This is a genomic window from Paucihalobacter ruber (genome assembly GCF_006494535.1).
Taxonomy (GTDB): Bacteria; Bacteroidota; Bacteroidia; order Flavobacteriales; family Flavobacteriaceae; genus Paucihalobacter; species Paucihalobacter ruber.
This window is the reverse complement of record NZ_VHIQ01000007.1, coordinates 272,160-294,324: the sequence shown is the minus strand read 5'-3', so window position 1 is coordinate 294,324 and position 22,165 is coordinate 272,160. Positions and strand designations below refer to the sequence as shown.

16 protein-coding genes are annotated in these 22,165 nt (G+C 36.1%); 4 read left to right on the top strand and 12 right to left on the bottom strand.

Features of this window, described 5'->3' with window-relative positions; genetic code table 11:
* Positions 1–304 precede the first annotated feature (304 nt).
* From FJ651_RS14535 to FJ651_RS14520, 4 genes are all read right to left on the bottom strand, one after another.
* Positions 305–2,269: a putative porin gene (locus FJ651_RS14535; RefSeq protein WP_140991341.1), complete on the bottom strand. Its 1,965-nt coding sequence runs from the start codon at positions 2,267–2,269 to the stop codon at positions 305–307.
* Between the two features lie 98 nt (positions 2,270–2,367).
* Entirely contained in the window at positions 2,368–3,228 is an 861-nt protein-coding gene (locus FJ651_RS14530) for a hypothetical protein (RefSeq protein ID WP_140991339.1), read from the bottom strand.
* 17 nt (positions 3,229–3,245) lie between these two features.
* Positions 3,246–4,739, bottom strand: a complete 1,494-nt coding sequence (locus FJ651_RS14525) for a RagB/SusD family nutrient uptake outer membrane protein (RefSeq protein ID WP_140991338.1) — start codon at positions 4,737–4,739, stop codon at positions 3,246–3,248.
* Between the two features lie 15 nt (positions 4,740–4,754).
* On the bottom strand, positions 4,755–7,799 hold the full coding sequence (locus FJ651_RS14520) for a SusC/RagA family TonB-linked outer membrane protein (RefSeq protein ID WP_140991336.1): 3,045 nt from the start codon (positions 7,797–7,799) through the stop codon (positions 4,755–4,757).
* Between the two features lie 203 nt (positions 7,800–8,002).
* Here FJ651_RS14520 and FJ651_RS14515 point away from each other — a divergent pair, with 203 nt between their 5' ends.
* Both FJ651_RS14515 and FJ651_RS14510 read left to right on the top strand, forming a co-directional pair.
* A complete protein-coding gene (locus FJ651_RS14515; RefSeq protein ID WP_140991334.1) occupies positions 8,003–8,629 on the top strand; it encodes a ribonuclease HII in 627 nt (208 codons plus the stop codon).
* Positions 8,630–8,765: 136 nt separating this feature from the next.
* The gene (locus FJ651_RS14510; RefSeq protein ID WP_140991332.1) at positions 8,766–11,120 is read left to right on the top strand and encodes a hypothetical protein; all 2,355 of its coding nucleotides are present in this window, start codon (positions 8,766–8,768) and stop codon (positions 11,118–11,120) included.
* Positions 11,121–11,123: 3 nt separating this feature from the next.
* Here FJ651_RS14510 and lipB read toward each other — a convergent pair whose 3' ends face one another.
* Together lipB and FJ651_RS14500 are read right to left on the bottom strand one after the other, a co-directional pair.
* Complete coding sequence (lipB, locus tag FJ651_RS14505; protein ID WP_140991330.1) at positions 11,124–11,828, bottom strand: lipoyl(octanoyl) transferase LipB; 705 nt, start codon at positions 11,826–11,828, stop codon at positions 11,124–11,126.
* 21 nt (positions 11,829–11,849) lie between these two features.
* The gene (locus tag FJ651_RS14500) at positions 11,850–12,008 is read right to left on the bottom strand and encodes a YqaE/Pmp3 family membrane protein (RefSeq protein ID WP_140991328.1); all 159 of its coding nucleotides are present in this window, start codon (positions 12,006–12,008) and stop codon (positions 11,850–11,852) included.
* Positions 12,009–12,153: 145 nt separating this feature from the next.
* Here FJ651_RS14500 and lysS point away from each other — a divergent pair, with 145 nt between their 5' ends.
* Both lysS and FJ651_RS14490 read left to right on the top strand, forming a co-directional pair.
* The gene (gene lysS / locus FJ651_RS14495) at positions 12,154–13,845 is read left to right on the top strand and encodes a lysine--tRNA ligase (protein WP_140991327.1); all 1,692 of its coding nucleotides are present in this window, start codon (positions 12,154–12,156) and stop codon (positions 13,843–13,845) included.
* Between the two features lie 201 nt (positions 13,846–14,046).
* A complete protein-coding gene (locus FJ651_RS14490; protein WP_140991326.1) occupies positions 14,047–16,560 on the top strand; it encodes a zinc-dependent metalloprotease in 2,514 nt (837 codons plus the stop codon).
* Between the two features lie 50 nt (positions 16,561–16,610).
* On the opposite strand, the gene FJ651_RS14485 is transcribed toward FJ651_RS14490, so the two are convergent.
* From FJ651_RS14485 to FJ651_RS14460, 6 genes are all read right to left on the bottom strand, one after another.
* Positions 16,611–17,432 carry an alpha/beta hydrolase gene (locus tag FJ651_RS14485; protein ID WP_140991325.1) on the bottom strand — a complete coding sequence of 274 codons (822 nt, stop codon included), beginning with the start codon at positions 17,430–17,432 and terminating at the stop codon, positions 16,611–16,613.
* Entirely contained in the window at positions 17,392–18,270 is an 879-nt protein-coding gene (locus tag FJ651_RS14480; protein WP_140991324.1) for an alpha/beta hydrolase, read from the bottom strand. The genes FJ651_RS14485 and FJ651_RS14480 overlap by 41 nt, the downstream gene beginning before the upstream one ends.
* Before the next feature lie 257 nt (positions 18,271–18,527).
* On the bottom strand, positions 18,528–19,817 hold the full coding sequence (gene hemL / locus FJ651_RS14475) for a glutamate-1-semialdehyde 2,1-aminomutase (RefSeq protein ID WP_140991323.1): 1,290 nt from the start codon (positions 19,815–19,817) through the stop codon (positions 18,528–18,530).
* A complete protein-coding gene (locus FJ651_RS14470) occupies positions 19,817–20,653 on the bottom strand; it encodes a glucosaminidase domain-containing protein (protein ID WP_140991322.1) in 837 nt (278 codons plus the stop codon). The genes hemL and FJ651_RS14470 overlap by 1 nt, the downstream gene beginning before the upstream one ends.
* A gap of 116 nt (positions 20,654–20,769) precedes the next feature.
* Positions 20,770–21,690: a 1-aminocyclopropane-1-carboxylate deaminase/D-cysteine desulfhydrase gene (locus FJ651_RS14465; RefSeq protein ID WP_140991321.1), complete on the bottom strand. Its 921-nt coding sequence runs from the start codon at positions 21,688–21,690 to the stop codon at positions 20,770–20,772.
* Positions 21,691–21,800: 110 nt separating this feature from the next.
* Entirely contained in the window at positions 21,801–22,121 is a 321-nt protein-coding gene (locus FJ651_RS14460; protein WP_140991369.1) for a hypothetical protein, read from the bottom strand.
* Positions 22,122–22,165 lie beyond the last annotated feature (44 nt).

The following is a 22,165-nucleotide window of genomic DNA, read 5'->3' as shown; positions in this document are numbered from 1 at the left end:
CTTTTCTTTAAAATAATTGCCCGAAAGCAACTATTCTACGCTGTCAATTCAATATGTTAATGAACTTCTTTTTTACCTTCTCACTAAACCCTCTCGCGCTTAGCGGGTGCAAATATAAAACCCTTTTTCGATTCTAACCAAATTCTTTCCTAAGTTTTTTTGAGAAAAAAATCACATTAATTACTTAGTTCTGTAAAAGAGCATTTTAGCAATTTGATTTGGGTATTTAAATTTTTGCAGGACTATAAAGATACAACATAAAACTGAAATATGTTGCATTTTTTTCAGATAATTGTAATACCCCTTATAAAAAGAAATTCCAGACGAGACCAAACCTAATAATAAAATCGCGGTACGGATAATTAGGTGCTGCAAAATAGTTGTACCCGGTGAATGATGAATTAAAGTGTTCGGCTTTTAAATATATTCTGGTTTGACGTACTTTGGCATTTATAAAAAAATCTAAACGGGGAAAGTTGCCCAGCTTGGTGTCATTTTGAACATAAAATTCAGCCAATAGCGGATCGTAGGCATTCATGTAATAAGACGTAAAATAATTAAGCGTTACACCAGTTTGCAGCTCCATGGCATTTTTAAATAAATAGTTGGAGTAATATAAGGTGCTTCGCAGCACTAAATCAGGGACGTTAAACACATCTTTACCATCGGTTACATTTTGATATAATATTCTATTATCTAAATAAAAGTTTTTATAATTAAATTCTTTATCTATTTGAATCTTAAAATAATTTACGGCTTCATTGTATTGTAGCGCTCTTATTACAACAACCTCGTCTGCACCGGCAGTATTAGTGAAATAGGTGTAATTTAATAAATTACCAAACTCTGCGCGTACTGAGCCATATTTGTTAGATTTAACTTCAAATCCTAGATGCTGTCTATCGATATTAGAAAAACTATCAGCGTTATCCCAGTTATAATTTACATAACTACTCTGAAACAACAATGCATTATAATTAGGGAGGGCACTATTTAATGTTAAATAAGCATTGGCCGATATATCGTTATTATAATTGTAATTTAAATTTCCATTTAAGTGATAGCCATTAAAATCGCCGGAAAGATTAAGATTTCCTACAGCTGTAAGTTTAAATTTATCTATTGATTTTTCATAGGACCCTCTAATGCCTAATATAGAACCCAAAAGTCTGTTTCGAACGGTTCCCTCGTCTAATACGGTTAAACGATCGTAACCATAATTATAATTATCATAATTAATACCCGCTGTAAATTTACCTAAGAGTCCATTATTTGCTTCTATCCAAAACGCCGAATGAAAATGAGATAACTTAACTTCATCATTAATGCGGTTTGAAAAGGATGGGCCAAAGAAATTTGTATTAGCATTCGGTTGGCTAAACCTATATTTTTTATTTTCAATATAGGTTTCATTAAATAATGTTAATTTATTTACTGTAGAGTCTTTACGTTTCAACAAATCATAAGAATGGTGGATAAAAAAACGTTTCCCTTCTAAAAGATTTTCTGCATTGTTAAGGTTTGGTGTAAATATACCCCGATCTAAAAAGTCTTCATTTCCTAAGGTAAAATTTTCAATATCCTGATTACGTATACCACCACTTTCTTGATTGAGTAAATCTTGAAAAGTGATATGAGCTAAAGCTTTGTACCGTTCATTTTTGTTTGTATAGTTAGCAGTGAACCGAAAATTACCGGTACTTGTTAAATGCCTATTATAAAAACCGTTAGAACGCATACCCTTATACGCTAAAGAAAAATTAAAGCGCTCTGTGGTATTTAAGGTTACAAATGCGTCAAGTATCTGACCCTGCTGCATAGCTGTTTTATAAAACAACTCTGTTGTGGGCGTTGGTACCTTATAATAGCGCATGTCGTTAATTTCAAAATAATTGAAGTGACGCGCTCTCGCGCCAAAAAGCGGTAAAGTATTGGACTCATGAAACTCATAATTTAAAGTATTATAAGTTTGTCCAACATTAGCAAAGGGCATTAAATTAAAATTGTCCTTACGCAGGTAGTTGAATTTATATTCTTTTTGAATGGAAAGTGTGGTGTCTACTATATCAGTATTACCATGTTTATCAAAAATTAAGTAATCTTTAATTTTGGCGATTTGTGATTTGTCAATTTTTGTGCTTTTTGTTCCTAATTTTGAACTATCCCTAGCAATGGGCGTATTAACTTGGTCTTTAGTTGTTATTAATTCTTGACCTAGTACTAAAAAGGTAAAAAACAAGAAAAATAAAGAAAACAAAAACTTAATCATTAACCTACGGTTCTAAATAGAATATTAAAAGTTGTGAAATATAAATAAAAAAAGCGCCTATGTTAACACATAGGCGCTGTAAATATAATTTAAAAAACTTATTGTTTTGTAAAAGTAAACTGATAAGGTCCAAAAGTTGCTAACGGCCCTGTACACTGAATAACAAAATCAGTTTCATTGTAAGAGCTAGCAGTATATTGGAATACTCTAAATAAAGCTACTCGTGGAAAACCCGCATCAAAGCTCACAGTTCCAGAACAAGAAATGAAAGACATCACAGTGTTAGGATCTAAGTATACATCAAAACCTGCAGAATTATTCCAAACAACCTTAGAGTTAGTTATGTCATTTGGAGCTAAAGCAGCCTCTAACTGATAGCTTTCTCCAAAGAAATTGTTCAATCCTAAAGGCGCATTACCACCACCGGTAAAATTCTCGAACACGCTGTAGGTGCCAACCCAATCATTAATTTCTAATGGGCAATCATCGTCTGTAATGGTAATTACTCTTTTAGCAGAGTTTAAACCTTCTCCACCAATTCCTACAGGGATACCCTGGCTTTCAAGTAACACAATTTCAACATCGACGTCACCATCTGTCTCAAAGTTATTAATAGCAGTCAAAGATATCTCAGCCGTAAACTCACCGGCTGGAATAACAACTTGACCTGAGGCCGGCGAAAATGTGTAACGAGAGGCATCGGCTGAATTAACTTGAAAATTAACAGTTAAGTCACTGTCGTTAGAACTTTTACCAAGTAACACAGTAGTTACAATCGGTGTTGGGTCGTTTTCAGCCAATGAACCTGTAGGCTCATCAACCTGTAAAAACCCATTTGGCGTATCAAAGATTAACAAATCTTCCTCGCAACTAGTAACCGCAAACAATGCAGATAAAGCCAGTGCAAAAACTGTTAATTTTTGACCTTCAATTTTATTTATAAATCTATTTTTTTTCATAATGGCTTATTTTAATATTAGTAACCAGGATTTTGTTGCTCTCTTATTCCAGGGTTGGCATTAATCTCAACAATTGGAATAGGCAGTGAGAATCTAAAATCAGAAGCAGGAAGCGTACATGCACCACTCTGCTCAGTACAATCAATAATATTTCTGTCTACACCTCTGTTAGCAGCTACACCCAAACGTTTTAAATCTTTGTAACGGAAACCTTCAAAACAAAGCTCCACACGTCTTTCCTCTAATATACCAGCGAAAGCTGATTGCTGGTTAGAATAATTTGGAAGTGGCTGTGCACTACCAAATCTGGCATCACGCAATTGCTTAACTAACTGGGCAGCACCAGAGAAGTTGCCTTGAGCAGCACGAGCCTCAGCTAAAATTAGCAGCATCTCTGAAGATCTAAATACTTTTAAATCGTTCATTAATGGTCTACCTTCAGAACCAGGGTACTTTCTAATAACTAAAATGTCGTTATTAACAGGATCCGGATCATTTTCATAATCAGGGCTAATGATAGATGAAGGATCAATATTTACATCAAATCTAATATCAGCAGGATCAAGTAGATTAAATAAATTTCTATCCATTTCAAAATAAGGAGATCCGGCCAATGTTGCAGAAACAAATGCAAATCTAGCACCTGCCCAACCGCCACCGGTAGCAACAGAACCAGTAGCACCTTGACCGTCATAAGAATCATTAATGGTACGCTCTAATTTGAAAATAATCTCTGTATTATCGGCATCTAGAAACATTAACTGATATTGTGTTCTATTAGCAATAGGATAGGAATTTAATAAAGCTTGCGACAAGTTAGCAGCAGTTATATAATCACCTCTCAATGCTGCCGCTCTTGCACGCATGGCTCTAACAGCATCTTTAGATAAAAATGTTACACTCGACTGCGCTTGAATTAAAGACTCGGCGGCTTCCATATCAGCATTAATATAATCCCATAACTCACCAACAGTATTGCGTGTTGGTTGAATGTCTAAAGGTGCCACAAAATCAATCAAAGGCACGGCTAAAGCCGCATCATTACGAGGATCGGTAGCAAAATAGGTCATCATTTCAAGATTAGCAAAAGCTCTAATAGCTCTTGCCTGTCCTAAGGCATTGTTATAAGCTGCTTGTTCAGCAGGTTCAGGGTTTATTAACGAGGCTGCTTCTATTAAAACAGTTGCACGGTTATTAACTCTAAAATTACGAACCCAAAAGTCTGAAGCCGCAGCACTGGCAGGTGTTAACACAAAATCGTACAAGGCAAAACCTTGACCACCTGAGTCAAACCCTACAGATACCTCATCACAAAAGTTAGAAGCCAAAGCAATCTCGGGAGTTAAATCCCACTGATTATAAACGGCCAATACACCTTGTTCTAAATCACCAACCGTGCGGAATGCATTGACTGCATCCAATCTACCCGGTTGTCTGATATCAATTGCATCGTTACAACCCATAACCAAGGCTAACACAGCAATAAATAATATTTTATTATATTTTTTCATATCTATTTCTTTTTTTTAAAATCCTAATTCAAATCCTACAGACAAGGTTCTTGGTGTAGGGAACGTTCTAGATCCATTACTTCTTGTTTCAGGGTCGAAACCTCTCCATTCAGTAAACGTGAACAAGTTCTCTGCATTGAAGAATATTCGCACGTTGCTAAAGCCCGTGTTCTCTAAATATTTTGCAGGGAAGTTATAACCAAAACTGGCGAATCTCAGTCTTAAGAAATCTGCACTTCTTAAGAATCTGTCAGAACCAAAAGAGTTTCTGTTAGCGGCTGTCCAAGAAGGAATATCAGTGATATCACCTGGTTGTTGCCAAGCTCTTAAAATATCTCTTGAAGCAGTAAACTGTCCTACGTTATCTGGGTCAATGGTACCAGCATAATCAAAGTCAAATCTATCAACACCAATTAAATATGTCCATTGTGTATCTAAGAAAAAGTTTTTGTAGCTAATGCTTGTGTTAAAGCCACCTTGCCAATCTGGGAAGATATTTTTATCTAACCAAACACGGTCTGTATCAGCATTTGGAGACTCGGTTAAATTGCCATTAGCATCTAAATACAATAACTCCCCATTTGCAGGGTTTACACCGGCATATCTTAAGCTGAAATATTCAAACAGCTTACCACCATTTCTACCTAAACCAATAATTTCTCCTTCAGGGTTTGGTACTTCGTCAATTTCTGTTTCGTTGTAGTTACCAACCACACCAACAGCGATGTTTAAACCACCTTCGGTTGTTGCACGTACCACATCATAATTTAACTGAAAATCAAAACCTCGGTTAAATAACAAACCTGTATTAGCAGGTAACGAAGTAAAACCAGTTACAGCAGAAAGCGGTGTACTCTGGAATAAATCCTCTGTTTTTCTTTCATACACATCAAAAGCACCACGAAGTCTTCTGTTAAAGATTTCGAAATCAATACCAATGTTAGCAGTAGTAATGGTTTCCCATCTTAACGATCTGTTACCAATTTGAGACAACGCTATAGAGTTAGCATTACCATAACCTGCTGTGGTTGAAAATAAGTCAAGATATAAATCCGGTCCACCAAACAAACCACCACCGGTGATATCTTGGTTACCTGCTGTACCATAAGAACCTCTTAACTTCAACACATCAAAAACTGACCCTTCCATGAAGGCCTCGTTAGAAATATTCCATCTACCAGCTAACGAGTAAAAAGTAGCCCAACGGTTTGATCCTGAGAATCTGTAGGAAGCATCACGACGCACCGTAGCTTCAAAACCATATCTTTCATCAAAATCATATGACACACGGCCAAAGTATGAGAATAAACCGGCGTTACGAATAGTAGCGTTAACGTTATCTACAAATAAGTCGTTTGCAGAGTTATCAGGAATAAAAGCGGCACCATCTCCGGGAGAGAATGTTTTAGGATCTAAACCTCTTTGGAAAAATCCAAAACCTCTAAAATGCGCTTTGAAGTACTCTGTGTAAGCACCGGCATCAACGGTATGTTTACCCCAAGTTTTATTAAAGTTTAAAGATGTTACCTGGTTGTAACTAAAAATTCTGTTGGTTTGTTGATCTTGGAAACCTGAAGTTGGATTTCTAGCACCACCAAATAATAAGGCGTTAAAAGAATCTGGAGCTTCAGCTCTGGTTCTAATTTCATTTTGATAATCACCACCCATTACAACGTTAGCAGTTAAAAAATCTGTTAAAGCATAACTGGCGTTGAATGATCCTACCAATCTTACCTCCTCTTCAAAACGCGTAAATGTTCTAGATAAATCTAAAAGGAAAAGTGGTGTGTTTGTGAATGATAGTGGCGATAATATATCGGCTCCTGTGGTGTAGTCGTCTGCGGTGATGTACGGTACAGACTGCACAGCGCCTAAAACGAAGTTACGGTTAATACCTCCGGTACCAATAGCATCAGGCTCATCAGATTTGGAGTAGTTTAAGGTTAAATTTGTAGCGTAATTAAACTTGTTATTAGAAGATTTACCGGTTACGTTAGAACGTATGTTAAATCTTTTCAATCCACTATTAATTAAGATACCTTGGGTATCGTTAAAACCAAAAGAAGTAAATTGAGTTGAATTTTCACCACCACTAGATAATGATAAGTTGTGGTTTTGGGTAACACCTGTGCGGAAGAAGAAATCTAACCAATCAAAGTTAGGAGCTGCTGCGATTTGCGCGTCGGTCATTGGCTGACCAGCTCCAGGGTTAAATACACTGGTTGAGTTACCGGCACCGGCACCGTTACCACGAGTTCTTTCATAAGTTAACAACTCTTGTGAGTTCATGTAATTGTAATCGTTGTTTTGTAAAGTGTTAAAACCAACAAACATATTGTAGTTTACACGTAACCCTTGATTAAAACTACCTTGTCTTGTTTTGATAACAATAACACCATTGGCACCTCTGTTACCGTAGATAGAAGTTGCACCCGCATCTTTTAAAACGTCAATAGAAATGATGTCTTGAGGGTTTAAAGAACGAAAGTTGTCCTGATCAACAGGAGTACCATCGATAATAAACAACGGCTCGGTATCACCGTTGATAGAACCAACACCACGCAATTGCACTGTTGAGTTACCACCCGGCTGACCAGAACTGGTTGTAATATTTAAACCGGGAACTTGACCTTGCAGCGTTTGAACAAAACTTGCGTTAGGTCTATTCTCAATGGTTTCGGCTGTAACTCTTACAGACGATACACTAGATTTTGCCTTAGTTTGTGTAGCGTAACCTGTTACCACTACTTCGTCCAGTACATTACCAGCCTTCATTGAAACATTGACGGAATTACTTGCGCCTACTCTTACTTCGGCAGTTTCATATCCAACATAAGAAAACACCAACATTTCTCCTTCACTAGCTTTAATGGTGTAATTTCCATCAAAATCAGTTTGTGCTCCACGTTGAGTTCCTTTTACGATTACGTTAACGCCCGGCAACGGAAATCCGTCGTCAGCACCAGTAACCGTACCTGTGATAGTTCTCTCTTGCGAAAAGGAAAACTGCATCACAAACGCCATAAATAGCGTTAATAACCATGTTAACTTTAATTTCATAAAACAATTATTTGAGTTAGTCTTGCGCAAACATCTTAATTATTTATTAAATAAACAAGTAATTGCTATAAAAAAATGTTAATGTTATAACCTTAAAAAGCTGGGTTTTTCAACTATTTTTTGTAGAAGGTTTTTCTTAAGTATATTATGCACGCATAAATTTTATAAGTTTGAGTAATTAAATTTTTATAATTGAACATTGTATGCCTCTAGAAAAAAAATTTTCTACAAAATTATTTGAATGCGGTACCGATGAAGCAGGTCGTGGTTGTTTGGCCGGTCCGGTTACGGCTGCGGCTGTTGTTTTACATGAGAATTTTAACAACGGGCTTATTAACGACTCAAAAAAACTAACACATCACACCAGACAAATTTTAGAAACATATATTATAAATGAGTGTGACTATTTTGGCATATCTCACGTTTACCCCGAAGAAATTGATGACATTAATATTCTGAATGCTTCCATAAAGGCCATGCACCTATCTATAGCGCAATTAAAAAAGGAGCCCGAATTTATTATTGTAGATGGAAACCGTTTTAAACCCTACAAAAACATTCTATACCAAACCATTATTAAAGGTGATGCTAAGTATTTGAGTATTGCCGCTGCTTCAATCTTAGCTAAGACGGCGCGCGATGCTTACATGGATGCTATTCACGAAGAATACCCTATGTATAACTGGAAACAGAATAAAGGCTATCCCACAAAAGAGCACAGAGCTGCTATTGCTAAATATGGCATCACAAAATATCACAGGAAATCATTTAGGCTTTTACCGGATCAACTCAGTTTTAATTTTAATAGTCAAAATAAAGATATACCTTGATACTTAATTCATAAATCCCGACCGTTAATATTTCAAGAATTTTAGTTGTTTGTTTACCTTTGTTTGAAAATTAAATATTTTGAAATTTAAGCCTAACTTTTATATAGCATTATTTTTTTTAACGTCTCTCTCAATTTTGAATTGTAGCGATAACAATTCATACAAGAACAAATGGAATTATTTAGATGATTCATTTCAAACCGTTCTTGTAATGCACGACTTTGAAATTGCCAAAAGCAGGCTTATCAATAATGATTTATTTAAACAACTTGGCAGCTCTCATCCACTAGACAGTTTAAAAACTACCATAAATAATTTAAGCAATATTTCCTTTGAAGGTGAAGCCTTGTTAGCTATCACCAACCAAAAACAGTTTCACTACCTTTTAGTGGCTGATACGCTTGAATTGAAGTTGAATTTTAATTCTTCGGAAGATTTTATTAAAGACAGTTTATTGGTTTACAATCAACACAACATTAACCATACTCTTTTACAAAATGCTAACTTTTACAGCGTTTTAGATGAAGGTTTTTACCTGCAAACCAACAATATTGACTTATTGAAGTCTGTTTTAAATCAAAGCAAACCATCAGAACAGTTTAAAAACATTTATCAATTAAGCGATAAAAGCAAGACCATTTCCATATTAAGTAACAAAGACAAACTTCTGAGCACTTTTTTCTCACAAGAAAAAAATATCGGGTTTGGCAATTACTATGTGTTAGACTTAACCTTAGAAGAAACTCAAACCTCCATTACCGGGGTTACGCAAAGTACAGATAGTACATCAATACTTAATGTTTTACAAAACGCAAAACCCTGCAACACGCAATTTGAAAGTATTGCTCCAAGTTCAGCCGACTACGCCATTAGTTTATGCTTAAGCGATGTTGCTAATTTTAAGTTGCAACTTAATATAAACAAACAAGATAGTTTACCTGCCTTTTTAAATTTGGCGGTTGAAGCTGCGATGTTTACAACCAACACCGAAAAAGTGATGGCTTTGCGTTTTCCTGACAAAACTATTGTTACTAATGAAATTTTAGCCGAAACGGTTTATGAAACCTATCGAGAGGTTGAAATTTACAACTTTGCATCAGCTAACATATTCGAACATATTTTCAATCCATTTATTGATGTAGCAACTACAAATTACGTCTTTGAGTTAAACAATTTTTTTGTTTTTACAGAAAATTCAGATGTGGCTAAAGACATTATCAGCGATTTTACCTTAGGCCGAACAATTGAACAGTCGAAGGCTTACAAAGACATCGAACCTAAATTGAGCAATCAAAGTTCTGTTTCGCTTTTTCAAAATCAGAACTCATTACAACAAACTTTTGCCGAGGTATTCGGTACAGAAAATCAAGCAAAGCTTAATAATTACCAACTTTCTGCTTTTCAATTGATTTATGAAGACAACTTTGCTCATATCAATGGCGTTATTTCTCAGCATAGCACACGTAGTCAAACCGCTCAATTAAAAGAATTATTCAACATCACCTTAGAAAATGACATTATTGGTAATCCGCAGTTTTTTACCAATCACCTAAACAACACTAAAGATATTTTGGTTCAAGACAGTAGCAATCAAATTTATTTAATTTCTAAAGACGGAAAGATTCACTGGAATAAGCGTTTGGATGGCCCGATACGTGGCGAGATTTCAGAAATTGACACTTACAAAAACGGCCGTATGCAAATGGCTTTTGTTACTGATAAAACTCTCCATGTACTAGACCGCAATGGAAAAGATGTGAGTGGCTATCCCAAGACCTTTAACGATAACATTACGCAACCACTGTCGGTTTTTGATTACGACAATAATAAAAATTATCGTTTACTGGTAACACAAAAAAACAACCTGCTTATGTTTGATAAAGCCGGTAAATCGGTAGGTGGATTTAAACCAGAATTATTAAACGATGACATAACAACACCACCAAAACATTTTAGAATTGGCAACAAAGATTACATTGTTTTTGCTCAAGGCAATACCCTTCAAATTTTGGATCGTGTTGGAAAAACTCGAATTAAAGTAAGAGACAATATCAACTTCTCAGATAATAGTATTTACTTAAATGACAATGCTTTTGTTACCATTACAGCAGATGCCAAGCTTTTGAAAGTTAATAATAAAGGTATTAGTGCCTTTTCAAACTTAAAAACTTCAGGGAATACCCACATGACAGCAGACCAAAATACAACGGTGTTTTTTAGCGAAAATAAGCTCAATTTAAATAATAAGGAATTAGAACTAGACTTTGGTAATTATACCGCACCGGAACTATACAAACTCAACAACCAGAGCTATATTACAATAACCGACCTGCAATCTAAAAAGGGTTTTGTTTTTAACAAAAACGGAAAGGTTTTAGATAATTTCCCTATCTATGCTTCAGGGCCGGTACAGCTTACGAAAGCCAATGGTAGAAACTTATACGCACTTACAAAAACAGACAACCGAAGCTTGGTATTATATCAATTTTAAATTTTAAGACAAACTCATTTCTGCTTCAAACAGGCTTGAAAAATGATTTAAGAGTTTCTCTTTTACAAGTGTTTCATCGACCTCTGGTAATCCCAATTCAACATTTAAAGAAGTTACCGCTTTTCCTTTGATACCACAAGGAATGATGTTATCAAAATATCCTAAATCTGCATTGACATTAAGCGCAAAACCATGCATGGTTACCCAACGGCTTGCTCTCACGCCCATGGCACATATTTTTCGGGCAAATGGGGTGCCAACGCCCAACCAAACACCGGTTTCGCCAGGGCTACGTTCAGCATTTAGGCCGTATTCTGCTAAAGTTAGAATAATGACTTCTTCTAAAAACCGTAAATATTTATGAATATCTGTGAAAAAATTATCCAAGTCTAATATAGGATAGCCTACAATTTGCCCCGGACCGTGATAGGTAATATCACCACCGCGATTAATTTTATAAAAAGACGCCTTTTTAGCCTTGAGTTGAACTTCATTTAGTAATAAATTCTCAAGATTTCCACTTTTACCTAAAGTATAAACATGAGGGTGCTCAACAAACAAAAAGTAATTAGGCGTTTCTAATTGGCTGCTCTCTCTTCGGTTTTTAATTTTCGTATCTAAAATTCCTTGAAACAACAACTCTTGTAAATCCCAGGTTTCTTTAAAATCTTTAGTTCCTAAATCGGTTACTTTTACCACTTTGTTCATAGCCGGCAAAGTTACACAATTTTAAGACTTCGGATTGTTAAGAATAACCAAAGCTGCTACTACGCCCGGCACCCAGCCGGCAAGAGTTAAAAGTAAAACGATAAGAATAGAACCACAACCTTTATCAATTACGGCCAATGGGGGAAATAAAATAGAAAGTAATACGCGCCAAATGCTCACTTCAACAAAATTTAAAATTCAGTAACCGCTAAAATAACAAATAAAGCGATGTTAAAATTAAGAGATGTACTAAAAACTTTTATGAACAAAAAAATGTAATTTTGCACTTGTTTTCTCAACAACAGACAAATTTTATCTTTAGAAAATGCAACTATCAGAACAAGAAATAGTAAGACGCGAAAAATTACAAAAACTCAGAGATTTGGGTGTAAATCCTTATCCGGCAGACTTATATCCTGTTAAAGAAACTTCTAAACAGATAAAGGAAAGCTTTGAAGTAGGAAAAAAAGTAATTCTTGCCGGTAGATTGATGTCGCGAAGAATTCAAGGAAAGGCGTCGTTTGCAGAGCTACAAGACAGCGAAGGACGTGTTCAGGTTTATTTTAACCGCGACGAAATTTGTACCGGAGAAGACAAAATATTATATAACGAAGTCTATAAGAAACTTTTAGATATAGGGGATTTTATTGGCGTTGAAGGTGAATTATTTACTACTCAGGTTGGTGAAAAAACTGTTATGGTTAAAAATTTCACCCTCTTAAGTAAGGCTTTAAAACCATTACCCTTGCCTAAGACTGATAGCGACGGCAATACCTATGATGAATTCAACGATCCTGAGCAACGTTACCGTCAGCGCTATGCCGACTTGGTGGTAAATCCACATGTAAAAGAAGTATTTGTAAAGCGCACCAAACTTTTTAACGCCATGCGCGACTTTTTCAATAAAGCCGGGTATTTTGAAGTTGAAACACCTGTATTACAACCAATTCCGGGCGGTGCAGCGGCAAGACCTTTTATAACACATCACAACGCCTTAGACATTCCGTTATACATGAGAATTGCCAACGAGCTTTACTTAAAAAGATTGATAGTTGGCGGCTTTGATGGCGTTTATGAATTCTCTAAAAACTTCAGAAACGAGGGTATGGATCGCACCCACAATCCGGAGTTTACGGCCATGGAAATTTATGTAGCCTATAAAGACTACAACTGGATGATGGATTTTTGCGAACAACTTTTAGAACACTGCGCCATAGCGGTTAACGGCACTACCAAAGCCACTTTTGGCAAACACAGCATAGATTTTAAAGCGCCTTATATGCGCATTACCATGACCGAAGCCATCAAACAATTCACCGGTTTTGACATTACCGATAAAACCGAAGCTGAAATTAGGTTGGCTGCCAAAAAAATGGGTATTGAAGTTGATGATACCATGGGAAAAGGTAAGCTCATCGATGAGATTTTTGGCGAAAAATGCGAAGGCAACTTTATTCAGCCAACTTTTATTACAGACTACCCTAAGGAAATGAGTCCGTTATGCAAAGAACATCGCGAAAATCCCGAACTTACAGAACGATTCGAATTAATGGTATGTGGTAAAGAAGTCGCTAATGCCTACAGTGAGCTCAACGACCCGATAGACCAAAAAGAGCGTTTTGAACACCAACTCAAATTAGCTGAAAAAGGCGATGATGAAGCAACCCAATTTATTGATTACGATTTTTTAAGAGCTTTAGAGTACGGTATGCCACCAACCTCTGGTATGGGAATTGGTATGGATAGATTGGTGATGTTTTTAACCAATAATCAATCTATACAGGAAGTACTGTTTTTTCCACAAATGAAGCCGGAAAAAAAGGCGGTGAGCTTGAGCGAAGATGAAAAACTCATTGTGTCCATACTCAAAAAAGAATCGCCTTTGGAGCTAGAGCAGTTAAAACAACAATCTGAACTTTCTAACAAAAAGTGGGATAAAGCCATTAAGGGCTTAACAAAAAACGGTATTGCCAAAGTTGAGAAAACTGAAACTTCTTTAAATGTATTTCTATCTTAAGACGACACTTTTTTGTTAATTTCTGTACCAAATACCAAGGCTTAAGAGTTAAAAAAAATATTAGTTTTTAACAAGTTTAAACTCAGTTAGAAGATCAAATTTAGATTTCATCACACGTTAAATTTTTACTAAATAAACACAGGTTGTTTCAAGGCTTGGAGTTAATATGTATTTTCACCCATCTAATTTTTAATTCCAACTATTTTGAAACAATTAAGTACCAAGTTAATTATTTTTGCTTGTATTTTATTAGTAGCTTCTTGTTCAACCACTAAGAAAACAGCAAAATCTAAAAACGGGGCAGCGCAAACTTCGCAAGCCGCTACACCACCCGCCAAAAAACCGGGTAAAGATGACATTCAACCCTTTAGTAAAGTCATTACCAAAGACGCTAAAACAGATAAAGGTCTGTTTACAGTTCACAAAATAGACGATACTTATTTCTACGAAATTCCAGATTCACTCTTTGAAAGAGAAATGTTAATGGTAACCAGAATTGCCAAAACTGCCAGTGGCATCGGTTTTGGTGGTGGAAAAACCAATGAACAGATGTTGAGATGGCAGAAAAAAGATAAAAAAGTGATATTGAGGGTAGTTTCATCAGCGGTAACTGCTTCAGATTCGTTACCTGTTCACGAGGCCGTAGTTAACTCTAATTTTGAGCCCGTTTTATTTACCTTTCCAATTAAAGCCTTTGGAAAAGATTCTACCTCGACCGTAATAGATGCTACATCACTTTACGAAACAGATGTTAAGCCACTTGGCTTTCCACAAAGCGGACGTCAGCAATACGGTATTACACGACTAGACAATTCACTTTCTTATATTGAAAGTATTAAAAGCTACCCTACAAATATTGAAACGAGACACGTAAAAACATACGCAGCTTCAAAACCGCCTTCAAATGCCAGTACCGGCAATATTTCCTTAGAGATTAATAATTCCATGATTTTGTTACCAAAAGAACCTTACAGACGGCGTTATTTTGATCAGCGTGTAGGTTGGTTTACCAGTTCTACTATAGATTATGGCCTGCCGGTGCAAGAAAGTAAAACTGTGAGATATTTAGACAGATGGCGTTTAGAGGTGAAAGATGAAGATATTGAAAAGTTCAAAAGAGGTGAATTGGTAGAACCTAAAAAACCAATCATTTATTATGTAGACCGCGCCACGCCAGAACAGTGGAAACCTTATATAAAACAAGGTATTGAAGACTGGCAAGTTGCTTTTGAAGCTGCAGGCTTTAAAAATGCCATCATCGCTATGGACCCACCTTCTCCCGAGGAAGATCCCGAATGGAGCCCTGAAGATGCGCGTTATTCTGTTGTTCGCTATTTGGCATCACCCATACCAAACGCTAATGGTCCGCACGTAAGTGATCCGCGTTCAGGTGAAATTATTGAAAGCGATATTAACTGGTACCACAACGTAATGACTTTGCTACGCAACTGGTTCTTTGTTCAAACTGCTGCTATCAATCCTGATGCGCGTGGCGTAGCTTTTAAAGACGAAGTAATGGGAAGATTAATTCGTTTTGTTTCTGCTCATGAAGTAGGCCATACTTTAGGTTTACCCCATAACATGGGCAGCAGTGTAGCTTATCCGGTCGATAAATTACGCGATCCCGAATTCACAAAAAAATATGGGACCGCACCATCTATCATGGACTATGCACGTTTTAATTATGTAGCACAACCAGGAGATGAAGGTGTTGCATTAATGCCGGAAATTGGAATTTATGATAAATATTCAATCTCTTGGGGTTATAGACCTATTTTAGAGGCCAAAACAGCCGAAGATGAAAAGCCTATTTTAGACAGTTGGATTCTGGAACACGCCGGAGACCCAATGTACAGATTTGGTCGTCAACAAAGCGGAGGTGTAATAGACCCAAGTTCTCAAACTGAAGATTTGGGTGATGACGCTGTTAAAGCAAGTTTATACGGGATAGCCAATTTAAAGCGTATCATCCCTAACCTTATTGAATGGACAGCCGAAGATGGTAAAAATTACGACGATTTAGAAACCATGTATGGGCAAGTTCTTGGCCAATATGGCCGATATATGGGGCATGTTGCAGCCAATATTGGTGGTGTTTATGAATACTACAAGACTTATGACCAAGAAGGTGCCGTTTACACACACGTTGACAAAAAGCGCCAAAAAGAATCTTTAGATTTTCTTCAAAATGAATTGTTTACTACACCTAAATGGATGTTGGACGACAATATCTTCAATAAATTTGAAAGTGCCGGTCATGTAGAACGCGTGCGAAGTTTACAAACTCGCACCTTAAACGATGTTTTAGATTTTGGAAGAATGGCTCGTATACTAGAAAACGAAACTATTAACGGTCGAGATGCTTACCCACTGTTAACCATGATGCAAGATTTAAGAACAGGATTGTTCAGCGAGCTAAATTCAGGCAGAAGCATCGACATTTACCGAAGAAACCTCCAAAGAGCTTACATCGAGCGCATGGAATACATTATGAAGAACGACCAAGGTAGTGTACCCGCAGAGTTTAGAAGATTTATCTCTAGAACCAATGTTAATGTAAGTCAGTCTGACATTAGAGCAGTTGTAAGAGCCGAATTAAAGGCTTTACAATCTTCTGTGAGAAGTGCCGTTGGTAGAACCGGTGATACCATGAGTCGTATTCATTTACAAGATGCGCTTGAAAGAATTGACAATATTTTAAATCCTAAAAGTTAAGGGTTTTAATAATATTAAAATTTTAAAAGGCCGCCTCGAGCGGCCTTTTTTTATGGTAATAAAATAGCATCAATACTATCCCAGTATAAAGAAAATTCTGAAAGATTGTTATGCATGGCACCATCTACCATAATAAAGGCCGCTTTTTCACCGTAAAGCTGATACAGTTTTAATGCAGACTCAATTGGCACCAACCTATCATTTGTTCCGTGCATAATGGTAACCGGTGCGCTTATTTGATTGGCAAATTTATTATTAGGAAAATGATATTTAATTAATTTCTTAACAGGAAAGATTGGAAATCTTCTTCCTGCAACGTCGGCTATATTGTAAAACGGGGTTTCTAAAATGACATGGCTCACTTGCCGCTTAGAAGCTACATACGAAGCCATAGCGCAACCTAACGAACGCCCATAAGTTATAATATTCTTATAATTTTGAGCTATTAGCCAGTCGTAACAAAAAAGTGCATCGTGGTACAATCCCGCTTCAGAAAGCGTCTTACTGCTCTTTCCGTAGTTTCTATAATCTATTACTAACACATCGTAATTGTATTTAGTGAGTTGAGAGGTTATTTCTCCCCAGCGTTGTAAATTACCTGCATTTCCATGAAAGTATAAAATAACCCCTTTTGGTACTTTTGCTTTAAATAACAAGGCGTTAATCGTAGTATTTTCATCTGTTTTAAAAAACAACTCTTCAAAAGGCACTTTAAAATCGAACTGATGAGATAACTCCAAACTTACGGGTCTGAAAATAATATGCTCTTGAATGGTGTAAAAAATGGTCATAACAGCTAAGTAAACAGTTAGGATGGCAACAACCAGAAATTTAAGCTTTTTTCTTAGACTTTTTGGAGCTGTGGATAACATTAATGCTGGTATTTGATAAGTCGACCGTTTTTGCAGGGGTAGTAATAATACTTTCCAGCATTTCGTGATATGCAGGAAAATTATTTAAATCCTTATGACCACCGCCAATAACCGTATGAAGTTTTGTTCGTGACGAATTAATTTTACTGAGCTTTACACTTGTTTTATAAGGAATAAGTTTGTCGTTGGTGCCATGGATAATATGAATTGGGCACTGCACGTACTTCAGCCACTTATAAGTAGGAAGCGGATACTTCATTAAAATCGATAACGGCATAAAAGGCATAAATCTGGTGGTCACTTTAGTTAAACTATAATAAGGTGCATCTAGGATGAGCATTTTAGGGTTGTTAATAGAAGCCAGCTTAGCAGCAAATCCGGAGCCTAAGGAACGGCCATATAATATAATGTTGTTTTCGGGAGTGAGGGTTTTAATCTTGTTGTAAATTTCCTGTAAATCGCGCTTGATGGCCTTTTGTGTGCGTTTGCCGGTACTTTTCCCAAAGCCACGGTAATCAACCATTAATACGCTATAGCCCAAACGTGTAAAATCTACCGCAAACTTTCCCCAACCTTTAATACTTTTAGAGTTTCCTTTGAGGTAGAGTACAATTCCTTTTGGGCTTTCTTTACTTTTAAATAGCACCCCATTAATTACAGCACCGTCTCTGGTTGTTAAATTATACTCTTTAAACTCTTGATTATCATAATTAAACCTAAAATCCTTAGGGAGCTTCTCCGGTTTAAAAAGCAGGTAATCTTGTAAATAATACAATGCAATGCTTATGATAAAATAAACAGCAATTACAAGTAATAAAATATACAACCAAGAAGGCATAGTCAGTTATTAATGCTTTGAAAGATACAAAACTTTTGATTTTTGCACTGCATAACTGTAAGAAACATCAATTTAATATTGATTAACCAAGTTTGATTAATGGTTTTTTATTTCAAGAATAGAAATATTCTTGAAAAAATAAATTTGTTTTTAATCTTTCTATCTCCTTGTATGATTTAAAAGATTTGGCAGCAAAGAATTATCAAAAATCCAATAATTATAACTGTGAATTGGGTAACCTTAAACAAATTGCCTTGTTATTTTAGTTTCAAAATCACCTTTCTAGCGGCTTCCACGGTGGTATCGATATCTTTGTAAGACAATGCATCATTTAGAAACCAACTTTCAAAGGCACTAGGAGGTAGATAAATGCCTTCTTGCAGCATCCCGTGAAAAAATCTCTTAAAAGTATCGTTATTCCCTTTGGCTGCAGATTTAAAATCAACTACAGGTTCATCAGTAAAATGTACCGAAATCATGGAGCCAACACGATTAATAGTGTAATCTATACCAAAACCATTGAATACTCCATCCAATCCTTCGTGTAAATAGGCGGTTTTTGCGTTCAGACTCTCAAAAATGGTTGTATCATCATTTAATGCGTTTAACATGGCGTATCCCGCTGCCATGGCCAAGGGGTTTCCACTTAAGGTTCCAGCCTGATAAACGGGGCCAATAGGTGCAAGATAATCCATAATTTCGCTACGTGCGGCAAAAGCCCCAACGGGCAAACCACCACCAATTACTTTTCCAAAACAGACAATATCGGCTTTAATATTAAACAACTCTTGAACACCGCCTTTTGCTAGTCTAAAACCGGTCATCACTTCATCAAAAACAAGTAAAATATTGTGCTCATTACATAAACTTCTCAGCGCTGCTAAAAATCCTTGTTTTGGCGGAATACATCCCATATTCCCTGCAACAGGTTCAATGATAATACAAGCAATTTCACCTTTATTGGCATTCATTAATGTTTCCACACTTTCAATATCGTTGTACCTAGCAAGAAGCGTATCTTTAGCTGTACCCTGGGTTACACCCGGACTATTCGGACTTCCAAAGGTTACTGCTCCACTTCCCGCCTGAATCAAAAAGGCATCACTGTGACCGTGATAACAGCCTGCAAATTTGATGATTTTGTCTTTACCAGTAAAACCTCTGGCCAACCTAACTGCACTCATACAAGCCTCGGTACCTGAATTTACAAACCTGATTTTATCAATATTTGGAACCATGCTCACTGCAAGTTCGGCAATTTTTGTTTCCAACTCTGTAGGCATTCCAAACGAGGTTCCTAATTTGGCTTTTTCAATAACAGCATTTACTACCGGCTCGTAAGCATGACCTAGAATAACGGGGCCCCAGGAGCTTATGTAATCTATAAGTTGATTACCATCTTCATCAAAAATATAGGCACCTTTAGCCGACTTTGCAAAAACCGGTGTACCACCAACTGAACCAAAGGCTCTTACAGGTGAATTGACTCCGCCCGGAATCACCTTCTCCGCCATTTTGAAAAGCTCACTACTTCGTTTATATAACATTATTCTTTAATTTTTAATTCTTGACCAACAGATAGGTTAGTTGAAGTTAACCCGTTTAATTGCTGTATCCTTTCAACAGTTGTATTGTATTTTTTTGAAAGTGAATACAAAGTATCACCTGCCTGTACTTTGTGAGTAATTAATTGACTATCTGCTGAATTTATAGTTTCGATACTTTGAGCCACAGTATTTAATTTTGAGTTCTTCCCAAGCACCATCTGGTCGTATTCATATAATCGATATCTTTCAATTAAACCAATTAATTTTTCGGGATACTGACGATCTGTGGCATAACCGGCCTGTCTTAGGCCTCTTGCCCAACCTCTGTAATCGTCGGGTTTTAATTTAAATAAACCGGCATAACGCGATCTTCCTGTTAAAAACTTGGAGTGATCTTCATAGCTGCTCAAAACTTCATTATATTTTCTAAAACATTCCTGTGATGCGTCGTCATCGTGATAAATCTTATCGCCTTCCCAACCATGACATTTTATTCCGAAATGATTATTCGCTTCAACTGCTAATCTACTTCTTCCTGAACCGGATTCTAAAATGCCTTGAGCTAGCGTTATACTTGCCGGTATATGATATCTCTGCATTTCCAACATTGCTATATCTCGAAAAGCGTCAATGTAAGCTTCGGTTGAGTTAATAACTTTAGGTTTTTCTGCAGGAATTTCAGGTGATTTAACAATTTCTACTGAAGGCTTTTCGGTTGTTTTATCATAAACTACGCGCTCAACCGGGCTATTCTTTTTTTTAGTGACAACACCCTTTTTTGGTTTACAGCCAAATATCACCAGACTAAATACAATTAAGAAAATATAATGTTTCATCTGTTTAAATTATATTTTTTTCGGAACGACGGAATGCCCAAATAAACATTTTCGACTTCCGCGCCTGAAGCTTTGAAGCGCAAGGCGGTTGGTTTGCAATTTTGTTAATGGGCATTTCATTCAAAATTTATTAATGGTAATTTGGCACTCTTTAATTTTAAATTCATTCCTGTAACACCTTGGAGTCCGCCGGTGTGAATTGCTAAAATTTTTGTGTTAGGATTGAAATAATTACTCTTAATCAAATCCATAATTCCAAATATCATTTTACCTGTGTAAATCGGGTCAAATTTTATGCCGAAATCAAGATAAAAGTTGTTTAAAAACGCAATTAATTCTTCATTTATTTTAGCATAACCACCAAAATGATAGTTAGAATTTAGCTCCCAATTATTTCGCGTTGCAAATTTACTAATTTCTGAACTCAAAAAATCACCTTTCAATGCCGAAAACCCAATAATTTTTTGATGTGATGAAGCACTATTAATAAGACCGGAAATAGTACCACCGGTACCAACGGAACAACATATCACATCAAATTTTTTGTCGTATTCACTAAGAATTTCCTCACAGCCATTAACAGCCAAGGTATTGGTACCTCCTTCAGGAATGATGCAGGCACTGGGAAATACTTCTTTCAAATTATCAAGATAATTAGCTGCTGTCTTTTCCCTGTAGGTTGCTCTAGAAACAAATTTTAGCAGCATTCCTGCATTCTTTGCAAAATGTAAGGTTGGATTGTCTGCAATTTTTGTCTCAAGTTCCTCTCCCCTAATAATACCAACAGTTTTAAAGTTATAAATTTCTCCTGCTGCAGCAACAGCAGCAATATGATTAGAAAAAGCACCCCCAAAGGTGACTAAAGTATCTAATTTATGTGCCTTTGCATGGATCAAATTATATTTTAACTTTCTAAATTTATTGCCTGAAACAGTTGGATGTATTAAATCTTCGCGTTTAAGCCATAGTTCAACACCACTATTGGTTCTAAAAATGAACTCGTTATTTATTTTTGGATGTTTTAAATTCCAATCCATTAAACAATGTAATTACATAAATTAAACACACTAATTAAAAAATAATTGCATTAGATAAACAATATTAATTAAAGCACTTTAAAACTGTTAAATAATATTCGCTAAACCATTTAAACATATTTAAGAATCATCAACCAAGTTCTCTTTTTTAAATAATTAAAATCTTTTTCATTTGTGTAAGCCTCTCGCTCAAAACAAATGTTTAGATACGCCTGTTGGTGGTTACGATATTGCAAAAGTCTCACGATGTACTCCAAAAAATACCAGATATAAAATGGTAAAACCAACAATTCTATTTGTTGTCTCAAATGAATTTTTTCATGGTTTAACAACACCGAATTAGTACTCAAATCTCGATACTTTAATAAAACAAACGGATACAAAGCCATAGCCGAAACACTTCGCGGCAACCATTTTATGACCAATAAAATCATAGAGAGAAAATTAAATTTTTAGCTTTTGCTTTATCTTTGTA

Coding starts and splice junctions, on each gene's coding strand:
- FJ651_RS14535 (WP_140991341.1), bottom strand. CDS start 2,269: ATGATTAAGTTTTTGTTTTCTTTATTTTTCTTGTTTTTTACCTTTTTA.
- FJ651_RS14530 (WP_140991339.1), bottom strand. CDS start 3,228: ATGAAAAAAAATAGATTTATAAATAAAATTGAAGGTCAAAAATTAACA.
- FJ651_RS14525 (WP_140991338.1), bottom strand. CDS start 4,739: ATGAAAAAATATAATAAAATATTATTTATTGCTGTGTTAGCCTTGGTT.
- FJ651_RS14520 (WP_140991336.1), bottom strand. CDS start 7,799: ATGAAATTAAAGTTAACATGGTTATTAACGCTATTTATGGCGTTTGTG.
- FJ651_RS14515 (WP_140991334.1), top strand. CDS start 8,003: ATGCCTCTAGAAAAAAAATTTTCTACAAAATTATTTGAATGCGGTACC.
- lipB (WP_140991330.1), bottom strand. CDS start 11,828: ATGAACAAAGTGGTAAAAGTAACCGATTTAGGAACTAAAGATTTTAAA.
- lysS (WP_140991327.1), top strand. CDS start 12,154: ATGCAACTATCAGAACAAGAAATAGTAAGACGCGAAAAATTACAAAAA.
- FJ651_RS14485 (WP_140991325.1), bottom strand. CDS start 17,432: ATGTTATCCACAGCTCCAAAAAGTCTAAGAAAAAAGCTTAAATTTCTG.
- FJ651_RS14480 (WP_140991324.1), bottom strand. CDS start 18,270: ATGCCTTCTTGGTTGTATATTTTATTACTTGTAATTGCTGTTTATTTT.
- hemL (WP_140991323.1), bottom strand. CDS start 19,817: ATGTTATATAAACGAAGTAGTGAGCTTTTCAAAATGGCGGAGAAGGTG.
- FJ651_RS14470 (WP_140991322.1), bottom strand. CDS start 20,653: ATGAAACATTATATTTTCTTAATTGTATTTAGTCTGGTGATATTTGGC.
- FJ651_RS14465 (WP_140991321.1), bottom strand. CDS start 21,690: ATGGATTGGAATTTAAAACATCCAAAAATAAATAACGAGTTCATTTTT.